The sequence below is a fragment of the Streptomyces sp. O3 genome (genome assembly GCF_054788135.1).
The window spans coordinates 23096-44125 of record NZ_JBTVYK010000060.1; the positions used below are offsets into that span (position 1 = coordinate 23096).

The following is a 21030-nucleotide window of genomic DNA, read 5'->3' on the forward strand; positions in this document are numbered from 1 at the left end:
GGTCGGATGCGGCGGTGTGCCGGGATGAGAGATGGCCGGGGAGACCGTCGCTTCGGACAGTCGGCCCAGGCGGCAGGGATCAGCGATCACCCGGACACGGCGGTGTGCCGGGCACGGGCGGCCGGGGGCTGCGCTGCCCCCGCGACGTATCGCACTGATCACGGGTCCAGGCTATCGCCCCGCCTGGGGGGAGCGTCATGAGCCATCTGCGTACAAAAACAACGTTCAAACTTTGACACTACGTCCAAAGACGGCAGCCGCCGCGCCTGCTTCCCCCCGCGTCAGGACACGAGCCGCTCCGCCTCCGCCACCGCCTCGGCGAGGGTGTCCACCACCGGCACCCCCGCCTGCGCGAGGCTGGCCCGGCTGTGCGACCCGCCCGTGTAGAGCACCGCCGCGGCCCCCACGTGCCGTGCGGCCACCGCGTCGTCCACCGCGTCCCCGATCACCACCGCACGGGCCGGATCCACGCCGTCCAGCGCGGCCAGATGCCGCGACATGTGCTCGGCCTTGCCCTCATGCGACGCGCCGACGCGGCCGTCCACCCGTATGAAGTGCTGCTCGATCCCGTGCGTGCGCACGATCGGCACCAGGCGGTCATGCGGGGCGAGCGAGCACATGGACTGGGTGAGCCCGGCCGACTGCCAGTCGGCGAGCAGCTCCCGCGCCCCCTCCGCCAGGTCCGCGCCGTCCGCGTGCGCCCAGTAGTGCCGGTGGAACGCCTCGTCCATCACCGCCCACTCCTCGTCCGTGGGCATCCGGCCGATGAGCCGCTCATAGAAGCGCGGCACCGGAACGCAGTACAGGTCCCGGTACCGCTCGAGGGTGATCGGCTCCATGCCGACCTCCGCGAACGAGGCGTTCGTCGCGGTGATGACCGCGTCGATGTCGTGGAACAGCGTGCCGTTCCAGTCCCAGACGATGTGCGTCCCGTGCTTCCCCATGCCAAGAACGCTACCCGGTCCCACTGACAAGCCCCGAGCGCGAGACGTCAGCCGATCAGATTCGGGATCTCCTGCGTCGCGAACCACAGCAGCTCGTGGTCCTCCGCCCCGTCCACCGTGAACTGCGCGTCGTCGTCGCCCTGGTCCGCCGCCCCCAGCGCCGCGGCGGCCGCCGTGACATCCTCCTCGGCCTCGTCCGCGTCCACATGCACCGCGGCCGCCTTGGCCAGCGGCACCGCGGCGGCGATCCGCACCTCGCCGAGCGCCCCCGGATCGAGGCCGCGGTCCGGGTCGGCGGCCGCGTCGGAGTCCGGCACGTCCACGGCGACGACGACCCGGCGCCGTGCCGCCGCGGGGTCGCCGGCGATCAGCCGGAGCGACCCGGCCGCGGCCCGGCTGAGCGCCGCGTACTCCAGCTCCTCGATGTCCCCGGTGACGTACCACTCACGCAGCGAGGGCGTCACGGCGTACGCGGTCAGCGGTCCGGGGCCCAGCTCGCCCGCCTGGTGCGCCGCTGCGAGACCGGAGAGGGTCAGGGGGACGTAGACACGCATAGCCGCCGCTTTCATCGCCAGAGGTCAGAACCTGGATCGCGGCCGCCGCCCCAGCCAACCGCGGGCACGGCCGCCAACCCGATCAGGGCCACAGGATACGTCCGTCCGGGGTCCCCCTTCGAGGTGAACGCCCCGAGGCCCCACTTCCGCGATCCCGTCCCGCCCGACCGGCTCAGAACCCGCTGTCTACGGGCCTCGTCCCCCAGATAGGTGATCTGCCGCCGCGGGCCGCCTCAGGCTGACGCCCATTGCGGACAGGACTCGCCCCCCGTACAAGAACACCCGAAAGCTACTGCCCGGTAGGAAATCGCCTCCGGGCCCGGCGAAGAGTCACGGGGACGCACCATGAACAAGGTCATGACCAGCACCAAGCGGCCCGGCACCACCCGGCCGCCCACCCGCGGCGACGCACGGCGACCCAGCGGCGGCGGACCCGCCCGGACGCCCCTGCGCCAGCACCGCCGCCCGCCCCTCCCCACGGTGTTCACCGAACGCCTGCTGGCCGTGCTCAGCGGCCAGCGCCCGGTGCACTGGATGCTGCGGCACACCGTGGGACAGGCCTACGACGACCTCGCGCGGCTGGCCGAGCACACTCCGCTACGGGCCAGCGGCCACCGCGCCGTCGTACGCGACGTGGGTCATTACGTGCCCCGCTCGGGCGCGATCGAGGTCTTCGCCCGCATCAGCGCCGGCGGCCAGCTGCATGCCATGGCCTTCCGCCTGGAGCAGGCCCCCGACCTGCGCTGGCGCTGCACCGCGGTCGAGCTGGGCGGCAGGGATCACCCGGACACACCTGAGTCCTGACCAGCCCTGCCTCACACGGCCGGGGGGCGGCGCCCGCCCCCCCCCCCCCCCCCCCCCCACCCCCCCCCCCCCCCCCCCCCCCCCCGGGGGGGGGCCCGGCCCCCCCCGCCCCCCCCCGGCCCCCGCGGACATCCCTCAGCCCGGCAAGAGCCCAGGGAACCGCTGACTACTTCTTACGGCGACGGCCGCCCTTCTGTGCCTTACGACGCTCCGCGCGCGTCATGCCGTCCGCCGACGACCGCACCGGCTCGTCGCCCCCCTGGGTGAAGTCGCCTTCGACGACGCCGCCCTCACCGTCGACCGTCGGCGCCGAGAAGTGCAGCCGGTCGGGGCGCTGCGGGGCGTCCAGGCCCTTCGCCCGGATCTCGGGACGCGCGCCCGCGGGCACCGCGTCCTGCGCGCCGCCGTCCTTGTCCAGGGAGGTCTTCTGCTCCGCCTCCACCGGAACCTCTTCGACCTGCTGCTCGACCTGGACCTCCAGGTTGAACAGATAGCCGACCGACTCCTCCTTGATGCCGTCCATCATGGCGATGAACATGTCGTAGCCCTCGCGCTGGTACTCGACCAGCGGGTCCTTCTGGGCCATGGCCCGCAGGCCGATGCCCTCCTGGAGGTAGTCCATCTCGTAGAGGTGCTCGCGCCACTTACGGTCCAGGACCGACAGCACGACCCGGCGCTCCAGCTCACGCATGATCTCCGAGCCGAGCTGCTTCTCGCGCGCGTCGTACTGCGCGTGGATGTCGTCCTTGATGGAGTCGGAGATGAACTCGGCGGTCAGCCCCGCGCGGTCCCCGGCCTCCTCCTCAAGCTCCTCGACGGTGACCTTCACCGGGTAGAGCTGCTTGAAGGCGCCCCACAGCCGGTCGAGGTCCCACTCCTCGGCGAAGCCCTCAGCGGACTCCGCCTGGATGTACGCGTCGATGGTGTCGTCCATGAAGTGCCGGACCTGCTCGTGCAGGTCCTCGCCCTTGAGGACGCGGCGCCGCTCGCCGTAGATGACCTCACGCTGGCGGTTGAGGACCTCGTCGTACTTCAGGACGTTCTTCCGCGTCTCGAAGTTCTGCTGCTCGACCTGCGACTGGGCCGAGGCGATCGCCCGCGTCACCATCTTGTTCTCGATCGGCACGTCGTCGGGGACGTTGGCCATCGCCATCACCCGCTCGACCATCTGCGCCTTGAACAGGCGCATCAGGTCGTCGCCGAGCGACAGGTAGAAACGGGACTCGCCTGGGTCGCCCTGACGGCCGCTGCGGCCGCGCAGCTGGTTGTCGATACGCCGCGACTCGTGCCGCTCAGTGCCCAGCACGTACAGACCACCCAGCTCGGTGACCTCCTCGTGCTCGGCCCGTACGGCGTCCTCGGCCTTCTCCAGGGCGGCGGGCAGCGCCTCCGCCCACTCCTCGAGGTGCTCCTCGGGGTCGAGACCGCGCTGGCGCAGCTCGGCCTCGGCGAGGTCGTCGGGGTTGCCGCCCAGCTTGATGTCCGTGCCTCGTCCGGCCATGTTCGTGGCGACCGTGACGGCGCCCTTGCGGCCGGCCTGGGCGACGATCGTCGCCTCCCGGTCGTGCTGCTTGGCGTTCAGCACCTCGTGCGGGACACCGCGCTTGGAGAGCTGCTGGGAGAGGTACTCGGACTTCTCGACCGAGGTGGTGCCGACCAGGATCGGCTGGCCGTGCTGGTGCTTGTCGGCGATGTCGTCGACGACCGCGTCGAACTTCGCCTTCTCGGTGCGGTAGATCAGGTCCGACTGGTCCATCCGTACCATGGGCCGGTTCGTCGGGATCGGGACGACGCCGAGCTTGTAGATCTGCTGGAACTCGGCGGCCTCGGTCATGGCCGTACCGGTCATGCCGGAGAGCTTGGTGTAGAGGCGGAAGAAGTTCTGCAGGGTGATCGTGGCGAGCGTCTGGTTCTCGTCCTTGATGTCCACCCCTTCCTTCGCCTCGATCGCCTGGTGCATGCCCTCGTTGTAGCGGCGGCCGGCGAGGATACGGCCGGTGTGCTCGTCGACGATCATGACTTCGCCGTCGATGACGACGTAGTCCTTGTCCTTCTTGAACAGTTCCTTGGCCTTGATGGCGTTGTTCAGGTAGCCGACCAGCGGGGTGTTCACCGACTCGTAGAGGTTGTCGATGCCCAGCCAGTCCTCGACCTTGCCGACGCCCGACTCGTGGATGGCGACGGTGCGCTTCTTCTCGTCGACCTCGTAGTCGCCGGTCTCCTCGATGCCCTTGAGGTGGTTGCCCGGCTCGCCCTTGGTCAGCCGGGTGACCAGCCTGGCGAAGTCGCCATACCACTTGGTGGCCTGGTCGGCGGGGCCCGAGATGATCAGCGGCGTACGGGCCTCGTCGATGAGGATGGAGTCGGCCTCGTCGACGACGGCGAAGTTGTGGCCGCGCTGGACGAGCTCGTCCTGGGACCACGCCATGTTGTCGCGCAGGTAGTCGAAGCCGAACTCGTTGTTCGTGCCGTAGGTGATGTCGCAGGCGTACTGCTCGCGGCGCTGGGCCGGGGTCATGTGGGCGACGATGCAGCCGACCTCGAGGCCCAGGAACTTGTGTACCCGGCCCATCATCTCGGAGTCGCGCTGGGCGAGGTAGTCGTTGGTCGTGATGACGTGCACGCCGTCACCCGACAGACCGTTGAGGTACGCGGGCAGCGTACTGACGAGGGTCTTGCCCTCACCGGTCTTCATCTCGGCCACATGGCCGAGATGCAGGGCGGCGCCGCCCATGATCTGCACACGGTAGTGACGCTGGCCGAGCACCCGCCTGGCGGCCTCGCGCACGGTGGCGAAGGCCTCGGGGAGCAGGTCGTCGAGGCTCTCGCCGTCGGCGTACCGCTCCTTGTACTCGTCGGTGAGGGCGCGCAGCTCCGCGTCGGAGAGGCGGGTGAAGTCCTCTTCGATGGAGTCGACCTGGTCCGCGATGCGGTGCAGTTTGCGCAGGATCTTTCCTTCGCCTGCACGCATGAGCTTGTTGAAGACGGACACGAGGGTTGATCTCCTTGCCGGTCGGGCTGACGCGGTCGAGTTCTGCTGAGCAACGGCCATCGTATGCGAGGACCCGCCCCGGCTGGGAGGGCCGTCGCGGCGTCGGCCGCCTACCACCTTCTGGGAGAACGATCCGATGTCCCGCGAGGTGCCCGCGCCGACACGAAAATCTCTGGAACCGCGCCCCGTGTCCCGCTGCTGGCCCCGGCTTCCGGCGGCCGGGGAGCACGGACGGCCGGACTGATTGTCAGTGCCGGGCCCTACGGTACGGGCATGACCACCACGCCCGTTCCCGAAGTCGAACTCTCCTCCGACGACGCCCGTCGGATCGCCCTGCGCGCCCAGGGGTTCCTCGGCGCTCCCGACCGCAGGGCGGGTGTCAGGGGCGTGCTGCGCCACCTGGGCGCCGTACAGCTCGACACCATCTCGGTACTCGCCCGCTCACACGAGCTGATCCCGTACGCACGCCTGGGCGCCGTGGGCCGCACGACCGTGGAGCGGGCGTACTGGGGGACGGCGTCCGCCGGCGCGTCCGCGCCCCGGCCCCACGCCTTCGAGTACTGGTCGCACGCGGCCTGCATCCTGCCCGTCGAGGAGTGGCCGCACTTCGCGTTCCGCCGCCGCGCCTACCGCACCCGCCCGCAGTGGCACCACCCCCTGCCGGACGGCACGTACGACCAGGTGATCAAGCAGCTGCGGGCCGAGGGGCCGCTCACGGCCACCGAGCTGGGCGGCGCGAAGAACGGCGGCGAGTGGTGGGACTGGTCGGGCTCCAAGGTCGCCGTCGAGCGCGCGCTGATGTACGGCGAGGTGGTGTGCACGGAGCGGCGCGGCTGGAAGCGGGTGTACGACCTGGCCGAGCGCGCCATCCCCGGTGATGTGCTGCACGACGACCTGGACGACACGGAGTGTCTGCGCCGTCTGGTCCGGCTCGCCGGGCAGTCGCTCGGAGTGGGGACCCGTGCGGACATCGCGGACTACCACCGGCTCAAGGCCGAACAGTTCGACGCGGTGGTGGCGGACTCCGGCCTGGTGCCGGTGACCGTCGAGGGCTGGTCCAAACCGGCCTGGGCCGACCCCGCCGCCCTGTCGACGCCGCCGCGCGGCCGCCACCGTACGACGCTGCTCTCGCCCTTCGACTCGCTGATCTGGGAGCGGGCCCGCACCGAGCGGATCTTCGGCTTCACCCATCGCCTGGAGGCCTATGTGCCGAAGCCCAAGCGGGTGTACGGCTACTTCGCGATGCCGCTGCTGTCCGGGGGACGGCTGCTCGGCCGGGTCGACCCGGCCCGCGAGGGCGGCACGCTGGTGGCCCGGCACGCCGCGCTGGACACCCCGAAGGCGGTGGAGCCGATGGCCACGGCACTGGCGGAGGCGGCGAGCTGGGTCGGCTGCACCGGTGTGCGGGTCGAGCGGGTCACCCCGCCGGAGCTGCACGCGCCGCTCGCGGCGGCCTGCGCGGCGGCTCTCACCTGATCTCGAGGATCTTCTCCCGCATCGCGTAGACCACGGCCTCCATCCTGGAGTGCAGCTGCAGCTTCTCCAGGATGTTGCGCACGTGGTTCTTCACGGTGTTCTCGGAGATGTACAGCTCCTTGGCGATGTCCCGGTTGTTCATCCCGGTGGCGACGAGTTTGAGCACTTCGATCTCCCGGTCGGTCAGCCGGGGCGCCGGCACCAGGCGACGCTCGTCCGTCCGCTGGATCATGGACTTGAACTCGGTCAGCAGCTTGGACGCCATGGAGGGGCTGATCTGCGACTGCCCGTCGGCCACCGCCCGGATCGCGGTGGCCACCTCGTCCGTGGAGATCTCCTTCAGGAGATACCCGGTGGCGCCCGCCTTGATCGCGTCGTAGAGGTCGGCCTCCTCGTCGCTGATCGTCAACATGATGATCTTGGCGCTGGGGGCTACCTCCTTGATGGAGGTGCAGGCCTCGATCCCGCCCCGCTTCGGCATCCGCACATCCATCAGCACGATGTCGGGCAGCAGGTCGGCGGCCTTGTCGACGGCCTCCGCGCCGTCGCCCGCCTCCCCGACGACCTGGATGTCCTCTTCCTGCGCCAGGACGATCTCCAGGCCCCGGCGGAAGAGCGCGTGATCGTCCACCACGAGGACCCTGATGGGTTCCTCGCGGGCGGCGCGCGCGTCCGCGCCGACGCCGACGAGGCCCTCGTCGGCGTCCTCGTCACGCAGCGGTCCGAAGCTGTCCGCCATCGTTCCTCCCCCTGAAGGCCGTGGCCTGTGGTCGACTGCCGCGCCAACCCACGGCGAGAGCAAGCGGGTTGGCCTGCGAAGCCATGATTCCATGCCCGGATGACACCACGGCGCGCGGCGGTGGCACGGGGGTGCCCCTGGGGGCGCGGGAAGCGCTCCAGGGGCACCGTGCACGGCTCTCAGAGCGTGCTCTCGGGGAACGGCGTCAGCCGCCGAGGGCGCCGCCGGGCCCGGTGGACTCCGCCGTCTCGGCCACCACCATGGGGTCCGTGGTCAGGTGGAGAACGCCGTAGTCGTAGGCGTGGCGCCGATAGACGACGCTGGGTTCCTTGGTCTCGGAGTCGACGAACAGATAGAAGTCGTGCCCGACCAGTTCCATCTCGTAGAGCGCCTGATCGAGCGACATGGGGGCCGCGACATGGGTCTTCTCGCGCACCACGAGCGGTCCCTCGCCCTGGACTTCGAGAGAGCCGATCTTCTTGACCGGGACTCCCTCGGTTTCCTCGTCACCGCCCAGCGCGCCGTTCCCGTTGAGGTACGCCACGCCGGGGATACGGTCGGGGACCTCGGCGGCCGTGAGCCGGCCCGTGCCGCGTCGGGTGGCGCGCTTGCTGTGCTGCTTGCGCAGCCGCGCCTCCAGCTTCTCCTGGGCCAGGTCGAGTGCCGCGTACGGGTCACTGGCCGAGGCTTCCGCGCGGATCACCGGACCACGCGAGCGGAGCGTGATCTCCACCCGGTCGGAACGGTCGGCCTGGCGCGGGTTCGGCTCCTTGGACACCTCGACGTCGAGGCTGATCACCTTGCCATCGAGCTTCTGGATCTTGTCCAGGTTCAGCTTCTCGGCCACGTGCTTGCGGAACCGCTCGGGCACCTCTGTCTTGTGGCCCTTGACGACGATGTCCACGCAGAACTCCGTTCCCGGATCGCTCCGCTTCACGGGCGGAGCATCTCCCTCTTGCACCAGACTCCGGATGGCCCGGAGCCTTCGGACTCGGTGACTTCCACCTCCTCCTCCCCCGCGAACAAGATCTCCACCCCACCGGCTCGGGTGATTGCGGAAAATCCGCACACATGCTGCGCGCGGCATTCCGATATGCGAGGGACAGCGTCCGCCATTCCTCCCAACTGAACATATCTCGCCCTGCCGGATGTCGTCACCCTCTACCGCGTCCCACCTCCATTCGGGCGCTTCGACACCCTCACTACCAGCAACGATGCAGGTTCCTGGTCAGTTCCGGTTTATTTTGAAAGCATCCGGCGATGCTGCCACCACAGCGGCGTACGCCCGACTCATTCCGCCGAGTCCCCGGCCGAGTCCCCGGAGTTCTTCCCCGCCTGTGGCACGCAATGCCCGTGCGCCTTCACTGAGCGAAGCGCCCGTCGTCATCAAGTCGTCCACCAGGACGATCCGACGCCCGGCGAGCAGCGGCCCGGCACCGGACACCACCTCCAGCGCGCCGGTGAGATTCGCCCAGCGCTGCCGCGCGCTCAGCCCCGACTGATCGGCCACCGGGCGCCGTTGCCGCAGCGCCGGGAGCATCCGGGCCGGCAGGCCCGCGCGCCGCAGCTCCCGCGCCGCCGCCAGCGCGATGCGCCGCGTGGGATCGTGGCCCCGCGCGGCCACGGCACGCCGTGCCGACGGCATGGGCACCACGACGAGCGGCCGGTCGGGCTCGTCTGCCCGCAGCCCGGCGCGCACCGCCCCGGCCAGCGCCGCGCCCAGTACCTCCGCGAGCCCCAGCGCGCCCCGCTCCTTGTGCGCGAGCAGCACGGCCCGCGCCGCGTCCTCGTAGCGGGCGGCGGCGTGCACCACGGGGAGGCCGGGCGGCTCGGGCACCGGCCGCGCCCGCCGCGGCACCCCGCCGCACAGGGCCGCGCGGCAGGTCGCGCACAGCGCCGTGCGCGGCCTGCCGCAGCCCGCGCAGTCGGCCGGCAGTACCAGGTCGGCGAAGTCCCGCCACCACCCCCGCATGTGTCCTACTGTGCCCACCTACGCGGCGCCTCGCCACTCCTGTGGAAAACTCTCCGCCAAGGTCCCGGCACGGGAGGGGTCAGCCCGGATACACCGGCGCCGAACCGTCCTTGACCACGGTCCGCCAGTTGGCCCCCGACGGCAGCCGCACGATGCCGTCCTCGGAGCTGGCGAGCAGCGGCAGCCGGTCGTCCTCGGAGGCGGCGATCCCGGTGACCGCGGTCAGACCGGGCAGCGACGATCCGGACGAGACCGAGCCGTCGCTCAGGACGTACCGCAGCAGCTGCACCCCGCCGGACTCCTTGCCCGCCACGACCAGTCGGCTGCCGCCCGCCCAGGACATGGCCGTGACCTCCTCCATCCGCGGTGCGGTCTCGCGCAGTTCCCGGACCGCCACCTCGGGCTTCTCTGGTGTGCCCGCGCGCTCGACCCGCCCGATCCGCAGTGTGGTCCTGCCGTCCTTCTCGACCAGCAGCGCCACCCGCACGCCGTCCGCCGAGACCCGGACCGACGTGATCCGGCCCCCGTCGAGACCGGCGACCTTCACCTCTACGGAGTCGCCCTCACCCTTGCGCAGCCACAGCAGGCGCGGGTTCTCCGGGTCGCGGTCGGCCACCCACAGATCGCCCCGGCCGTCCCAGCTGGGGGCCGTCAGCCGGTTCTCCGCCTCGCCGTCGCCGACGCTGCGTACCTTCGTCTGCTCCAGCGCCCCGCCGGGCCGCAGCGGCCCGACGAAGAGCAGCCGCCCGCCGTCGGACACGCCGGCCGCGCGATCCTCGTCGCGTGACACGGCGGCCGTGCGCAGCTTCTGCTCGCCGCTGCCCAGCGCCCCCGGCACGGGCTCCGGCTGCGCGTCCTCCCGAGTCCTGGACAGGCGTACCAGCCGGTGCTCGCCGTCGATGAAGTACTGGAAACCGGGCGAGTCCACGGTGCGGTGCGGGGCGAGCGCGTCGGCGGCGTCCGCGGTCAGGCGGCACAGCGAGCCGCCCCCCTCCTTCACCAGTTCCACCTGGTCGACGCCGGAGGAGATCACGCCCTTCAGGGTGAAGAACAGCTGGGCGGCCATCCGTGAGCACTGGCTGCCGCCGACCCGGTCGGCCTGCTTGTTCAGGGGGACCCGCAGCACGTTCCTGTCGTCGGGCGCCAGCGGCTTGGCGTCCTTCTTCAGCTGGGTGCCGGTGGGGAACCGCGACACCACCGCCGGATCGAGCCAGCGCGTCGGCCCCGCGAGGAGCGACTTGACCGTCTCGGTCACCGGGTTCGACCACCGGCGCACATAGACCGGGTCGGCGACCAGCCGCGGCTCCTGGGTTCCGTCGCCGTCCGACGAGGACCGCGCGGCGAAGTAATACTTGTTGACGGCCTGGTGCGACCGCAGGAAGTCCGACTCGCCGAGCACCACCCCGGCCGGCAGCCGGTCGATGCGCCACTTGCCGTTCTCGCCGCCCTGCCGGATCAGGTGCACGGTCTCGGCGTACGTCCCCTCCTGCGGCTGGTACGCGTGCTGCTCGTTCACCGTGGCGACCCGCGTACCGGTCAGCGCGTACGTGTACCCCTCGCCGTCGCTGTCCCGGCTGGTCCGCTCGGTGTCCGCCGTCGGCCCGTCGGCGAGCACCGTGGTGGACTTGTCGTACTCCCAGGCCTCGTCCGCCCTCTTGGTCAGATACTTGCGCGCTATCGAGTACTCCGGGTCGTCGCTGGTCAGCGCCTCCAGGAAGCCGTTGACGATCTCCGCGGGACCGGCGTCGTCGCGTGGCGGCTTGGCGAACACCCGCACCTGAGGCTGCTTCGGCGACGCCTCCACGGGGCCCCCGCCTCCCGAGTCGGGCATCGACGCGCACCCGGCCAGCAGCAGTCCACCGCAGCCGAGCACCGCACTCGTACGCAGCGGGCGCGATCGAAGCCACCCGGACCGACCCCGGTCAACGCCCACCGTCATGCTCCCCTTCGGTACCCGTGTCCCTGTCACTGTCACCGTCCAAGCCACCGCTGTCCGCGGCCGGGCCGCCGGTCGGTGCGGGGCGCGGGACGACGCGCGCACCGCTGCCGGGCAGCGCCGTGGGGTCGGCCGACGGCGGTGCCGCGGCCAGCGACGGGACCGGCGTCCTGGTCGGTCCGGGCGGCGGCAGCCGCTCCTGCGAGGCCTGTGCGGGCACCGTGGCGCTCTTGCTCACGCCGCCGAGCGGGAGTCCGGCGTCGGCCAGCCCGCGGTTACGGCGTGAGTCCTCGGGTTCCAGCGGTATCGGCGAGCCGCGCAGCGGCTCGTCCGCGGTACGCGGCAGGGTCAGCCGGAACTGCGAGCCGCCGCCCGGCTCGCCCCACGCCTGCAGCCAGCCGCCGTGCAGCCGAGCCGTCCTCCAAGGCGATCGAGAGCCCGAGGCCGGTGCCTCCGGTGGTACGCGCGCGTGCCGGGTCGGCCCGCCAGAAGCGGTTGAACACCCGCGTCGCCTCGCCTGGCTTGAGCCCCACACCGTAGTCGCGCACCGCGACCGCCACGGCGCCGCCCGCCGACGCGAGATGCACCACCACGTCCTTGCCGTCGCCGTGCTCCACGGCGTTGACGACCAGATTGCGCAGCACCCGCTCCACACGGCGGGCGTCCGCCTCCGCGACCACCGGCTGCTGATCTCCGACGATCCGGATACGGCTGCCCTTGCGCTCGGCCAGCGGGGCCGCGCCGCCGACCACCCGGCCGACGACCTCGCGCAGGTCTATCGCGTCGGCCTCCAGAGCGGCCGCGCCCGCGTCGAAGCGGCTGATCTCCAGCAGATCGGCGAGCAGCGACTCGAACCGGTCCAGCTGATCGGCGAGCAGTTCGGCGGAGCGCGCGGTCACCGGGTCGAAGTCGACGCGCGCCTCGTGGATGACGTCGGCCGCCATCCGCACAGTGGTAAGCGGCGTACGCAGCTCGTGCGACACGTCCGAGACGAACCGGCGCTGCATCCTGGAGAGGTTCTCCAACTGCTGGATCTTGAGCTGGAGGTTCTGCGCCATCTTGTTGAAGGCCTCGCCGAGCCGTGCGATGTCGTCCTCGCCGGTGACCTTCATACGTTCCTGGAGGCGCCCGGCGGACAGCCGCTCGGCGATCCCGGCCGCCATCCGCACCGGCGTGACGACCTGCCGTACGACCAGCCACGCGATCGCGCCGAGCAGCACCACCACGAACAGGCCCGCGGTGGCCAGCGTCCCCTTGACCAGCCTGAGCGACTCCTCTTCCTGCGTCAGCGGGAAGACGTAGTACAGCTGGTACCAGTCGCCGTTGACATCCCGCAGCCGGGTGCCGATGACCAGCCCGGCCTCCGCCGGCTGATCGCTGTAGACGATCTTGGAGAATCGCTTGTACGAGCTGCGGCTCAGGTCGACCCGCTCACGCAGTTCCTCCGGCACACTCTGCTCGGTCGGGAACGGCGGCCCCGACGAGCGCGGCGCCCGCCTGCTTCCCACCGCGCCGTCGCCGCCGGAGCTCAGCGCCACCACGTGGAACGCGCTCTGCCCACCGCTGGAGAGCTGCTCGACGAGGTCGGACAGCCACACGGTCGGGTTCGCCCGCGCGGCGCCGCCGTCCGACGACGCGCCGTCCTGCCGCCCGCCGCCACCGGGTCGGTCGGTCTTGGCCTTCTCTCTGGCCACCGTGAAGCCGCCCTGGGCCTGGATCTGGGAGGCCTTCTCCTTGGCGTCCAGCAGGCCGTTGCGCACCTGCCCGATCACGACGAACCCGAGCAGCAGCACCACGCCGAGTGACATCAGCAGCGTGCCCGCGACCACCCGCAACTGGATGTTCCGCCGCCACAGACGCATGACGGGCAGCAAAGGACGCCGCACCCAGCGGGTGAAGAGCCGCAGGACCGGGCTGCCCTGCATCTCGTCCTGAAAGCGCAGGCCGCCGTCGAGAAGCCGCCCGAACCTGGCGGTACGCCCGGCGGGGCGCACCGCCCGCTCCGGACGCTTTCCCCGCTCCTCAGGAGCCGCGGCGGACCTGTCCAGAGACACGTCAGCTCGGTCCGGCCTTGTAACCGACGCCTCGGACGGTCACCACGATCTCGGGCCGCTCCGGGTCCTTCTCGACCTTCGAGCGCAGCCGCTGGACGTGCACATTGACCAGCCGGGTGTCAGCCGCGTGCCGATAGCCCCACACCTGTTCGAGCAGCACTTCGCGGGTGAACACCTGCCACGGCTTACGGGCCAGCGCGACCAGCAGATCGAACTCCAGCGGCGTCAGCGCGATCGACTGCCCATCCCGCTTCACCGAATGTCCGGCCACATCGATGACCAGGTCACCTATGGCCAGCTGCTCCGGCGCGGGCTCCTCCGACCTGCGCAGCCGCGCACGAATACGGGCGACCAGCTCCTTGGGCTTGAACGGCTTGACGATGTAGTCATCGGCACCCGACTCAAGCCCGACCACCACATCCACGGTGTCGCTCTTGGCGGTCAGCATGACAATCGGCACACCGGACTCCGCCCTGATCAGGCGGCACACTTCGATGCCGTCCCGGCCGGGCAGCATCAGATCCAGCAGCACCAGATCCGGCTTGGTCTCCCGAAAGGCAGCCAGCGCCTTGTCGCCGTCGGCTACGAACGACGGTTCAAAACCCTCACCACGCAGCACAATCCCGAGCATCTCGGCCAGTGCGGTGTCGTCGTCGACGACAAGGACTCGTCCCTTCATAAACGACATCATCCCATTAGCTCATCGTTACCTGACATGACCTGGCACACAGCTCGGCAAGCGCCTCAGCTGTCACGGGCGAAACAACGCCCTCCTCGGTGACGATCGCCGTCACCAGCTCGGGCGGTGTCACATCGAACGCGGGGTTGTACGCCTGCGTACCCAGCGGCGCCACCGGAACGCCCACCGCCGCGTCCGGCCCTGCTTCCCCCGCCACACGACGCGGAACCATGAGCTCCGTCACTTCCCGGCCGGCTCGCTGCTCGACCTCGATCGCCGCACCGTCGGGCGTGTCCGGGTCCACCGTCGTCACCGGAGCGACCACGACGAACGGCACATGGTGGTACCTGGCCAGCACGGCGAGCGGATAACTCCCCACCTTGTTGGCCACCGAACCATCCGCGGCGATCCGGTCCGCGCCGATCAGTACAGCATCCACCCGCCCCGCCGCGAACAGCGACCCGGCGGCGTTGTCCGCCAGCAGCGTGTGAGGCATCCCGCTGCGCGCGGCCTCGTACGCGGTCAGCCGCGCCCCCTGGAACAGCGGCCGCGTCTCATCCACCCACAGCTGCCGCAGCCGCCCGGCCCGGTGCGCCTCGAGCGCCACCGCGAACGCCGTTCCCGCGCCGCCGGACACCAGCATCCCGGTGTTGCAGTGCGTGAGCAGCCGGTGGCCGCCGCCAGGGAGCAGTTCGTCGAGCAGCGCCAGCCCGTGCCGTGCCATCCGCCGACTCCCCTCGGCGTCTTCCCGGTGCAGCGCCTTGGCCTCCTCCAGGGCCGCGGCGGCCGCCTGCGCCGGATCCGCTCCGCCCGCGACCGCCGCCCGGTACGCCGTGTGGGCCCTGCGCACCCCGTGCCCGAGGTTCACCGCGGTCGGCCTGGCCGTGGCCAGCGCCCGCGCGGCCTCGTCCACGTCGAAGCCCCCTAGGGCGGCGAGCGCGACGCCGTACGCTCCGGCGATGCCCAGCAGCGGCGCTCCCCGCACGGCGAGCGTCTGGATCGCCCGTACCAGCGCGGGCGGATCCGCGCACACCAGCTCGACTTCCTCGGCGGGAAGCTTCCGCTGGTCGAGGAGGACCAGTGCAGGCTCCTCTGGTGGCTCGGCCCAGCGGATGGAAGCGATCTTCCGCGCTCCACCGGCGTCGAGGGATTGTGCGTACTGATCAGCCATCCGCTCAGTCTGCCCTCTGCCCGGCGGACAATTGAAGGTGCGCAGCCCATGCAGCGCCTGGTCCGCGGGAGGGCGGGCCGTGACACGATGGCCCCCAACCCGCCGCCGCAAGCGCGGTCGGGCACCGTGAAGGAGCGACGATGAACGACTCTCCGGGCTGGGCCTCGCCCGGATCCGCCCCCTCCGATGGACCCGGCGAGGACACGCCCCCCACCGGGCACACCGGCCAGGACGGCGATGCGCCGTCGAAGTGGTCCAAGGAGCAGCCTCCGGCCGCCTCCTGGACCGCCCCCGGCCCTCCCGGAACAGGCACCCCTCCGCCCTCGCAGGGGCCTGGCCAAAGCGGACCGGGGCACTGGGGCGGGCCGGGCGGCTGGGGCGGCGCGGGCGCCCCTCCCGGCCAGCCCTACGGCAGCTGGGGCGGCGGCTGGGGCGGACGGCCGACCGCGGCCAAACCGGGAGTGATCCCCCTGCGCCCGCTCGGCGTCGGCGAGATCCTCGACGGTGCCGTGTCGACCATGCGCGCGCACTGGCGTACGGTCCTGGGCATCTCGCTGGGCGTGGCCGCCACCATGCAGATCCTGCTCGTCCTCCTCCAGGGCCTGGTGCTCAGTAAGAGCGGCAGCACGGCCGCTCTCGACGACCCCGACGCGACGGTCGACGAGGTGACCGGTGCCCTCGGCGTCAGCCTGCTGGACTCCACCGTCGTCCTGCTGATCTCGCTGCTCGGCAGCTTCGTCGTGACCGCGCTGCTCACCATGGTCACCAGCCGCGCCGTACTCGGCAGGTCCGTGACCACCGCCGAAGCCTGGCGGGACGCCCGGCCCCAGCTGCCTCGCCTGCTCGGCCTGACCTTCCTGCTCCCGCTGCTCGCGACGGCGGTCGTCGCGGTCGGCGCGCTGCCGGGCGTGCTGGTGGCCGTCGGCGGCCCCATGGAAGCCGGTGTGCTCCTCGCCGTCTTCGGCGGGCTGGCCGGGCTCGTCGCCGCCGTCTGGCTGCTGGTCGGCTTCTCGCTGTCTCCCCCGGCGTTGATGCTGGAGAAGCAAAGCGTGGGCAAGGCGCTGAGCCGCTCGGCCAAGCTGGTCCGCGGTTCGTGGTGGCGGGTCTTCGGCATCCAGCTGCTCGCCCTGATCATCGTCAACGTCGTGGTGGGGATCATCCTGATCCCGTTCACCACCCTGGCCGTCCTGCTCAGCGGCGACAGCGTCGGCGGCTTCCTCGCCAGCGACCTGAGCGGTGTCGGCTGGACGTTCCTGATCATCACCGGGATCGGGTCCGTGATCGGGTCCACGCTCACCTTCCCGATCACCGCGGGCGTCACCGTCCTCCTCTACATCGACCTGCGCATCCGCCGCGAAGCGCTCGACCTTGAGCTGGCCCGCGCCGCCGGTGCCGAAGGCTACGGACCCAGCCCCGGAACCGCGGCGGGGAGCTGATGCGGTGATCGTGGCCGGGGAGATCCACCGGACGGCCCCTGAGCTGCCGCTCACCGGTGATGAGCCACCGGTGACGGTTCCGCGTGTGCCAGCCCGCGAGGCCGCCGAGGACGAGCTGTCCAGGCCGATGTACCACGAGAACGACCCGAGCCTCTTCCAGCGCGCCCTGGACCGCTTCTGGGACTGGGTCGGCGACCTCTTCGACGCCGCGGCCAGGTCCACCCCAGGGGGCGGGCTCGGCCTGCTCGCCATCGTACTGCTGATCGCGCTGCTCCTCGCGGCCCTGCGGTGGCGGCTCGGCACACCGCGACGCACCCCCGCCACCTCCGGCTCCGCCCTCTTCGACGACCACCCGCGCAGCGCCGCCCAGCACCGCGCGGCCGCAGAAGCGCACGCCACCGCGCACCGCTGGAGCCAGGCGGTGCAGGCCCGCGTGCGCGCCGTCGTCCGGTCCCTGGAAGAGCGCGCCCTGCTCGACCCCTGCCCCGGCCGCACCGCCGACGAGGCCGCCACCGAGGCCGGGCTGACCCTGCCCACCCACGCGGACCAGCTGCGTGCGGCCGCCCAGGCGTTCGACGCCGTCACATACGGCGGCCGTACCGCTGACGAACAGACGTACCGCCGTCTGACAGCGCTCGACAGCGACATCGAGCGCACCCGGCCCGTCCTCACCCCGGCCCAGGGGGCCACCGAATGACCGCGGCCGCGCCCTCCTCCACCTCCCTCTCCCGTACCCCTCGCCAGGTGTGGACGCGCGCACGCGGCCTGCTGCTGGCCCTCCTGATCCTGCTCGTCGCGGGGATCGCCATCGCCGTCGTACGTTCCGGCGAGCAGCGCGGCCGCCTCGACCCGCGCTCCGCCGACCCGTACGGCAGCCGTGCCGTGTCCGAACTCCTCGCCGACCACGGCGTCACCACCCGAGTAGTGACCACGGCCGACGCGGCCAGGGCCGCGGCCGGACCCAGCACCACCCTCCTGGTGACCACGCCCGACCTGCTCAGCGACCGCCAGCAGTCCGTCCTGCACACGGCGGCGCGAGCATCGGGCGGCCGCACCATCCTGGTCGCCCCAGGTCCGGCCTCCGTCGGCAAGCTCGCTCCCGGCGTACAGGCCGACACCGCGCGCTCCGCCTCCACACTGCGCCCCAGCTGCCAACTGCCCGAGGCTCTCCGGGCGGGCGAAGCCACCACCGGCGGCGGCTTCGCCTACCGCTCGCCCGCCCCTGACGCCGACGCCTGCTACCTCAGCGAAGGCCAGCCCACGCTGCTGCGCATCCCGGCCACCGGCGACGGCGACACGGTACTCATCGGCGCCCCGGACATCCTCTACAACACCAGTCTGGACGAGCAGGGAAATGCCTCGCTCGCGCTCCAACTCCTCGGTTCCCGCCCACATCTGGTCTGGTACCTCCCCTCACCTGGCGACACCGCGGCCACCGACGGCGGCGGCCGCACCTTCTTCGACCTGATCCCATCCGGCTGGTACTGGGGAACCCTGCAGCTCACCATCGCCGCCGCGCTCGCCGCGGTCTGGCGCGCCCGCCGCCTCGGCCCTCTGGTGCCCGAACGTCTCCCCGTCGCCGTTCGCGCGTCCGAGGCCGTGGAAGGCAGGGCCCGCCTTTACCGCCAAGCCGACGCCCGCGACCGCGCGGCCGCCGCGCTCCGCTCGGCGACCCGCACCCGTCTCGCTCCCCTCCTCGGCGCCGCCTGCCCAAGCTCATCTGCCGGAAGCCCTGCTGCCCGCCCTCGCGACCCAGCTCTCCGGCACCGACGCGGACCCGCACGCCGTCCTCTTCGGGCAGCCGCCATCCGATGACGCCGCCCTCATCACCCTGGCCGACCAACTCGACGCCCTCGAAAGAGAGGTACGCACCTCATGAGCGCCCCGATCGCAGACACCGCCGGGACCGCGGACGACGCCCGCTCCTCCCTGGAAGCCCTGCGCTCCGAGATCGCAAAGGCCGTGGTCGGCCAGGATCCCGCCGTCACCGGACTGGTAGTAGCTCTGCTCTGCCGTGGCCACGTCCTGCTGGAGGGTGTCCCCGGCGTCGCCAAGACACTGCTGGTCCGCGCCCTGTCAATGGCCCTGGAACTCGACACCAAGCGCGTCCAGTTCACTCCCGACCTGATGCCGAGCGACGTGACAGGGTCGCTCATCTACGATGCCCGCACCGCCGAGTTCTCCTTCCAGCCCGGCCCGGTCTTCACCAACTTGCTGCTCGCCGACGAGATCAACCGCACCCCGCCCAAGACCCAGTCCTCCCTCCTCGAAGCGATGGAGGAGCGACAGGTCACCGTCGACGGCACTCCTCGCCCGCTTCCCGAGCCCTTCCTCGTGGCCGCGACCCAGAACCCCGTCGAGTACGAGGGCACTTACCCTCTTCCCGAAGCCCAGCTCGACCGCTTCCTCCTCAAACTGCATGTCCCCCTTCCCTCTCGTCAGGACGAGATCTCCGTCCTGACCCGCCATGCCGAAGGCTTCAACCCGCGCGACCTCCAGGCTGCCGGGGTGCGCCCCGTCGCCGGCCCGGCCGACCTCGAAGCCGCTCGCACCGCTGTCGCCAAGACCTCCGTCTCCCCCGAGATCACCGGCTATGTCGTCGATATCTGCCGTGCCACCCGCGAATCCCCCTCTCTCACGCTCGGCGTCTCGCCCCGTGGTGCCACCGCGCTGCTCGCCACAGCCCGCGCCTGGGCCTGGCTCACCGGCCGCGACTACGTCATCCCCGACGATGTCAAAGCCCTGGCGCTGCCCGCCCTGCGGCATCGTGTCCAGCTCCGTCCCGAGGCCGAGATAGAGGGTGTCACCGCCGACTCCGTCATCAACGCGATCCTCGCCAACGTCCCCGTACCCCGCTGATCCGAGGACCCATGGCACTCACCGGACGCGCCGCTCTGCTCGCGGCTGTCGGCACACTCCCCGTAGGCATTCTGGAACCCAGCTTGACCGGGATCCTTGCCGTCAACACTCCCCTCGCACTCGCAATGATGTGCGACTACGCCCTCGCCGCGCCAGTCAAAGCACTACGGTTCACCCGTTTTGGTGATACATCCGTTCGACTTGGTGACACCGCAGATGTCGGCCTCACCATCACCAACCCGTCCCGCCGTCCGTTGCGCGCCCTGCTCCGCGACGCCTGGCCGCCGAGCAGCTGGACCGCAGGCACCGAGACGACCGCATCGCGGCACCGGGTAACGGTCCCGTCCGGCGAACGACGCCGCATCACCACCCGGCTGCACCCCACTCGACGCGGCGACCGCCAGGCCGAGCGCATCACCATCCGCTCCTACGGGCCTCTGGGCCTCATCTCCCGACAGGGCAGCCACAGAGTGCCCTGGACGGTGCGCGTCCTGCCTCCCTTCCGCAGCCGCAAGCATCTGCCGTCCAAGCTCGCCCGGCTACGGGAGTTCGACGGCCGCACCAGCGTGCTGACCCGTGGCGAGGGCACCGAGTTCGACAGCCTCCGCGACTACGTTCCCGGCGATGACACCCGTTCCATCGACTGGCGTGCCACAGCCCGGCAGTCGACAGTCGCCGTACGTACCTGGCGTCCGGAGCGCGACCGCCACATCCTGATCGTGCTCGACACCGGCCGCACTTCGGCCGGACGCGTCGGCGATACACCACGTCTCGACGCCTCTATGGATGCCGCGCTCCTGCTCGCCGCGCTCGCCTCACGAGCGGGCGACCGCGTGGACCTGCTGGCCTACGACCGTCGCATCCGTGCCCTCGTCAAAGGACGTACGGCGGGTGATGTACTGCCTTCGCTCGTCGATGCGCTAGCCACTCTGGAGCCTGAGCTCGTTGAGACAGACTCCCGAGGGCTGGCGGCCAGCGCCCTGCATGCGGCCCCGCGCCAGTCGCTGGTTGTTCTCCTCACCAGTCTCGACACGGCCCCGGTCGAAGAGGGTCTCCTCCCGATACTCCCTCGACTCACCAAGCGCCATACCGTGCTCGTCGCCTCGGTAGCCGACCCGGAGGTCGAACGCATGGCGGCTGCCCGCAGAACGACCGAGGCAGTCTACGAAGCGGCCGCGGCCGCCCAGGCTCAGACGGAACGGCACCGTACAGCCGAGCAACTCATCCGTCGCGGCGCCACCGTCGTCGACGCACTCCCCGAGAACCTGGCCCCGGCGCTGGCCGATGCTTACCTAGCGCTCAAGGCCACCGGTCGCCTCTGAAAGAAAGGCATGAGAAAACGCAGAAAGCCCCTGTACCGGGACCCGGTACAGGGGCTTTCTCTACAATGAGTTCGGCGGCGTCCTACTCTCCC

At 71.2% G+C, this 21030-nt stretch carries 15 protein-coding genes and 2 pseudogenes; 7 read left to right on the forward strand and 10 right to left on the reverse strand.

Annotated elements, in window-relative coordinates; genetic code table 11:
• Positions 1-281 precede the first annotated feature (281 nt).
• Positions 282-944 (reverse strand): HAD family hydrolase, encoded by a 663-nt coding sequence (locus tag ACX6XY_RS25230; RefSeq protein WP_460335146.1) that lies wholly within the window; start codon positions 942-944, stop codon positions 282-284.
• A 47-nt stretch (positions 945-991) separates the two neighbouring features.
• Positions 992-1498 carry a DUF6912 family protein gene (locus ACX6XY_RS25235; protein WP_460335149.1) on the reverse strand — a complete coding sequence of 169 codons (507 nt, stop codon included), beginning with the start codon at positions 1496-1498 and terminating at the stop codon, positions 992-994.
• A gap of 345 nt (positions 1499-1843) precedes the next feature.
• Here ACX6XY_RS25235 and ACX6XY_RS25240 point away from each other — a divergent pair, with 345 nt between their 5' ends.
• Positions 1844-2302: an Rv3235 family protein gene (locus ACX6XY_RS25240; protein WP_460335151.1), complete on the forward strand. Its 459-nt coding sequence runs from the start codon at positions 1844-1846 to the stop codon at positions 2300-2302.
• A gap of 166 nt (positions 2303-2468) precedes the next feature.
• On the opposite strand, the gene secA is transcribed toward ACX6XY_RS25240, so the two are convergent.
• Positions 2469-5294: a preprotein translocase subunit SecA gene (gene secA, locus ACX6XY_RS25245; RefSeq protein WP_460335154.1), complete on the reverse strand. Its 2826-nt coding sequence runs from the start codon at positions 5292-5294 to the stop codon at positions 2469-2471.
• A 273-nt stretch (positions 5295-5567) separates the two neighbouring features.
• Here secA and ACX6XY_RS25250 point away from each other — a divergent pair, with 273 nt between their 5' ends.
• A complete protein-coding gene (locus tag ACX6XY_RS25250) occupies positions 5568-6770 on the forward strand; it encodes a winged helix-turn-helix domain-containing protein (RefSeq protein ID WP_460335157.1) in 1203 nt (400 codons plus the stop codon).
• Here ACX6XY_RS25250 and ACX6XY_RS25255 read toward each other — a convergent pair.
• The 7 genes and pseudogenes from ACX6XY_RS25255 to mtnA all read right to left on the reverse strand — a co-directional run bounded on the left by ACX6XY_RS25255 (position 6763) and on the right by mtnA (position 15321).
• Positions 6763-7509: a response regulator gene (locus tag ACX6XY_RS25255; RefSeq protein ID WP_460335160.1), complete on the reverse strand. Its 747-nt coding sequence runs from the start codon at positions 7507-7509 to the stop codon at positions 6763-6765. The two genes, ACX6XY_RS25250 and ACX6XY_RS25255, sit on opposite strands and share 8 nt — an antisense overlap.
• A gap of 205 nt (positions 7510-7714) precedes the next feature.
• Entirely contained in the window at positions 7715-8413 is a 699-nt protein-coding gene (hpf, locus tag ACX6XY_RS25260) for a ribosome hibernation-promoting factor, HPF/YfiA family (protein ID WP_460335186.1), read from the reverse strand.
• Between the two features lie 324 nt (positions 8414-8737).
• Positions 8738-9481: a ComF family protein gene (locus ACX6XY_RS25265; protein WP_460335163.1), complete on the reverse strand. Its 744-nt coding sequence runs from the start codon at positions 9479-9481 to the stop codon at positions 8738-8740.
• Between the two features lie 79 nt (positions 9482-9560).
• Positions 9561-11312 carry an LpqB family beta-propeller domain-containing protein gene (locus ACX6XY_RS25270; protein ID WP_460335166.1) on the reverse strand — a complete coding sequence of 584 codons (1752 nt, stop codon included), beginning with the start codon at positions 11310-11312 and terminating at the stop codon, positions 9561-9563.
• 91 nt (positions 11313-11403) lie between these two features.
• Positions 11404-13471, reverse strand: a pseudogene (gene mtrB / locus ACX6XY_RS25275) (MtrAB system histidine kinase MtrB).
• 1 nt (position 13472) lies between these two features.
• Positions 13473-14162 carry a two-component system response regulator MtrA gene (gene mtrA / locus ACX6XY_RS25280; RefSeq protein ID WP_015659998.1) on the reverse strand — a complete coding sequence of 230 codons (690 nt, stop codon included), beginning with the start codon at positions 14160-14162 and terminating at the stop codon, positions 13473-13475.
• Between the two features lie 4 nt (positions 14163-14166).
• A complete protein-coding gene (gene mtnA / locus ACX6XY_RS25285) occupies positions 14167-15321 on the reverse strand; it encodes an S-methyl-5-thioribose-1-phosphate isomerase (protein ID WP_460335171.1) in 1155 nt (384 codons plus the stop codon).
• A gap of 140 nt (positions 15322-15461) precedes the next feature.
• On the opposite strand from mtnA, the gene ACX6XY_RS25290 reads away from it, so the two are divergent.
• The 5 genes and pseudogenes from ACX6XY_RS25290 to ACX6XY_RS25310 all read left to right on the forward strand — a co-directional run bounded on the left by ACX6XY_RS25290 (position 15462) and on the right by ACX6XY_RS25310 (position 20938).
• On the forward strand, positions 15462-16757 hold the full coding sequence (locus ACX6XY_RS25290) for a DUF7544 domain-containing protein (RefSeq protein ID WP_460335174.1): 1296 nt from the start codon (positions 15462-15464) through the stop codon (positions 16755-16757).
• 4 nt (positions 16758-16761) lie between these two features.
• Entirely contained in the window at positions 16762-17454 is a 693-nt protein-coding gene (locus tag ACX6XY_RS25295) for a DUF4129 domain-containing protein (RefSeq protein WP_460335177.1), read from the forward strand.
• Positions 17451-18636, forward strand: a pseudogene (locus ACX6XY_RS25300) (DUF4350 domain-containing protein). The gene ACX6XY_RS25295 and the pseudogene ACX6XY_RS25300 overlap by 4 nt, the downstream one beginning before the upstream one ends.
• Complete coding sequence (locus tag ACX6XY_RS25305) at positions 18633-19616, forward strand: AAA family ATPase (protein ID WP_460335180.1); 984 nt, start codon at positions 18633-18635, stop codon at positions 19614-19616. The pseudogene ACX6XY_RS25300 and the gene ACX6XY_RS25305 overlap by 4 nt, the downstream one beginning before the upstream one ends.
• Before the next feature lie 11 nt (positions 19617-19627).
• A complete protein-coding gene (locus tag ACX6XY_RS25310) occupies positions 19628-20938 on the forward strand; it encodes a DUF58 domain-containing protein (protein ID WP_460335183.1) in 1311 nt (436 codons plus the stop codon).
• The last annotated feature ends 92 nt before the right edge of the window (positions 20939-21030 follow it).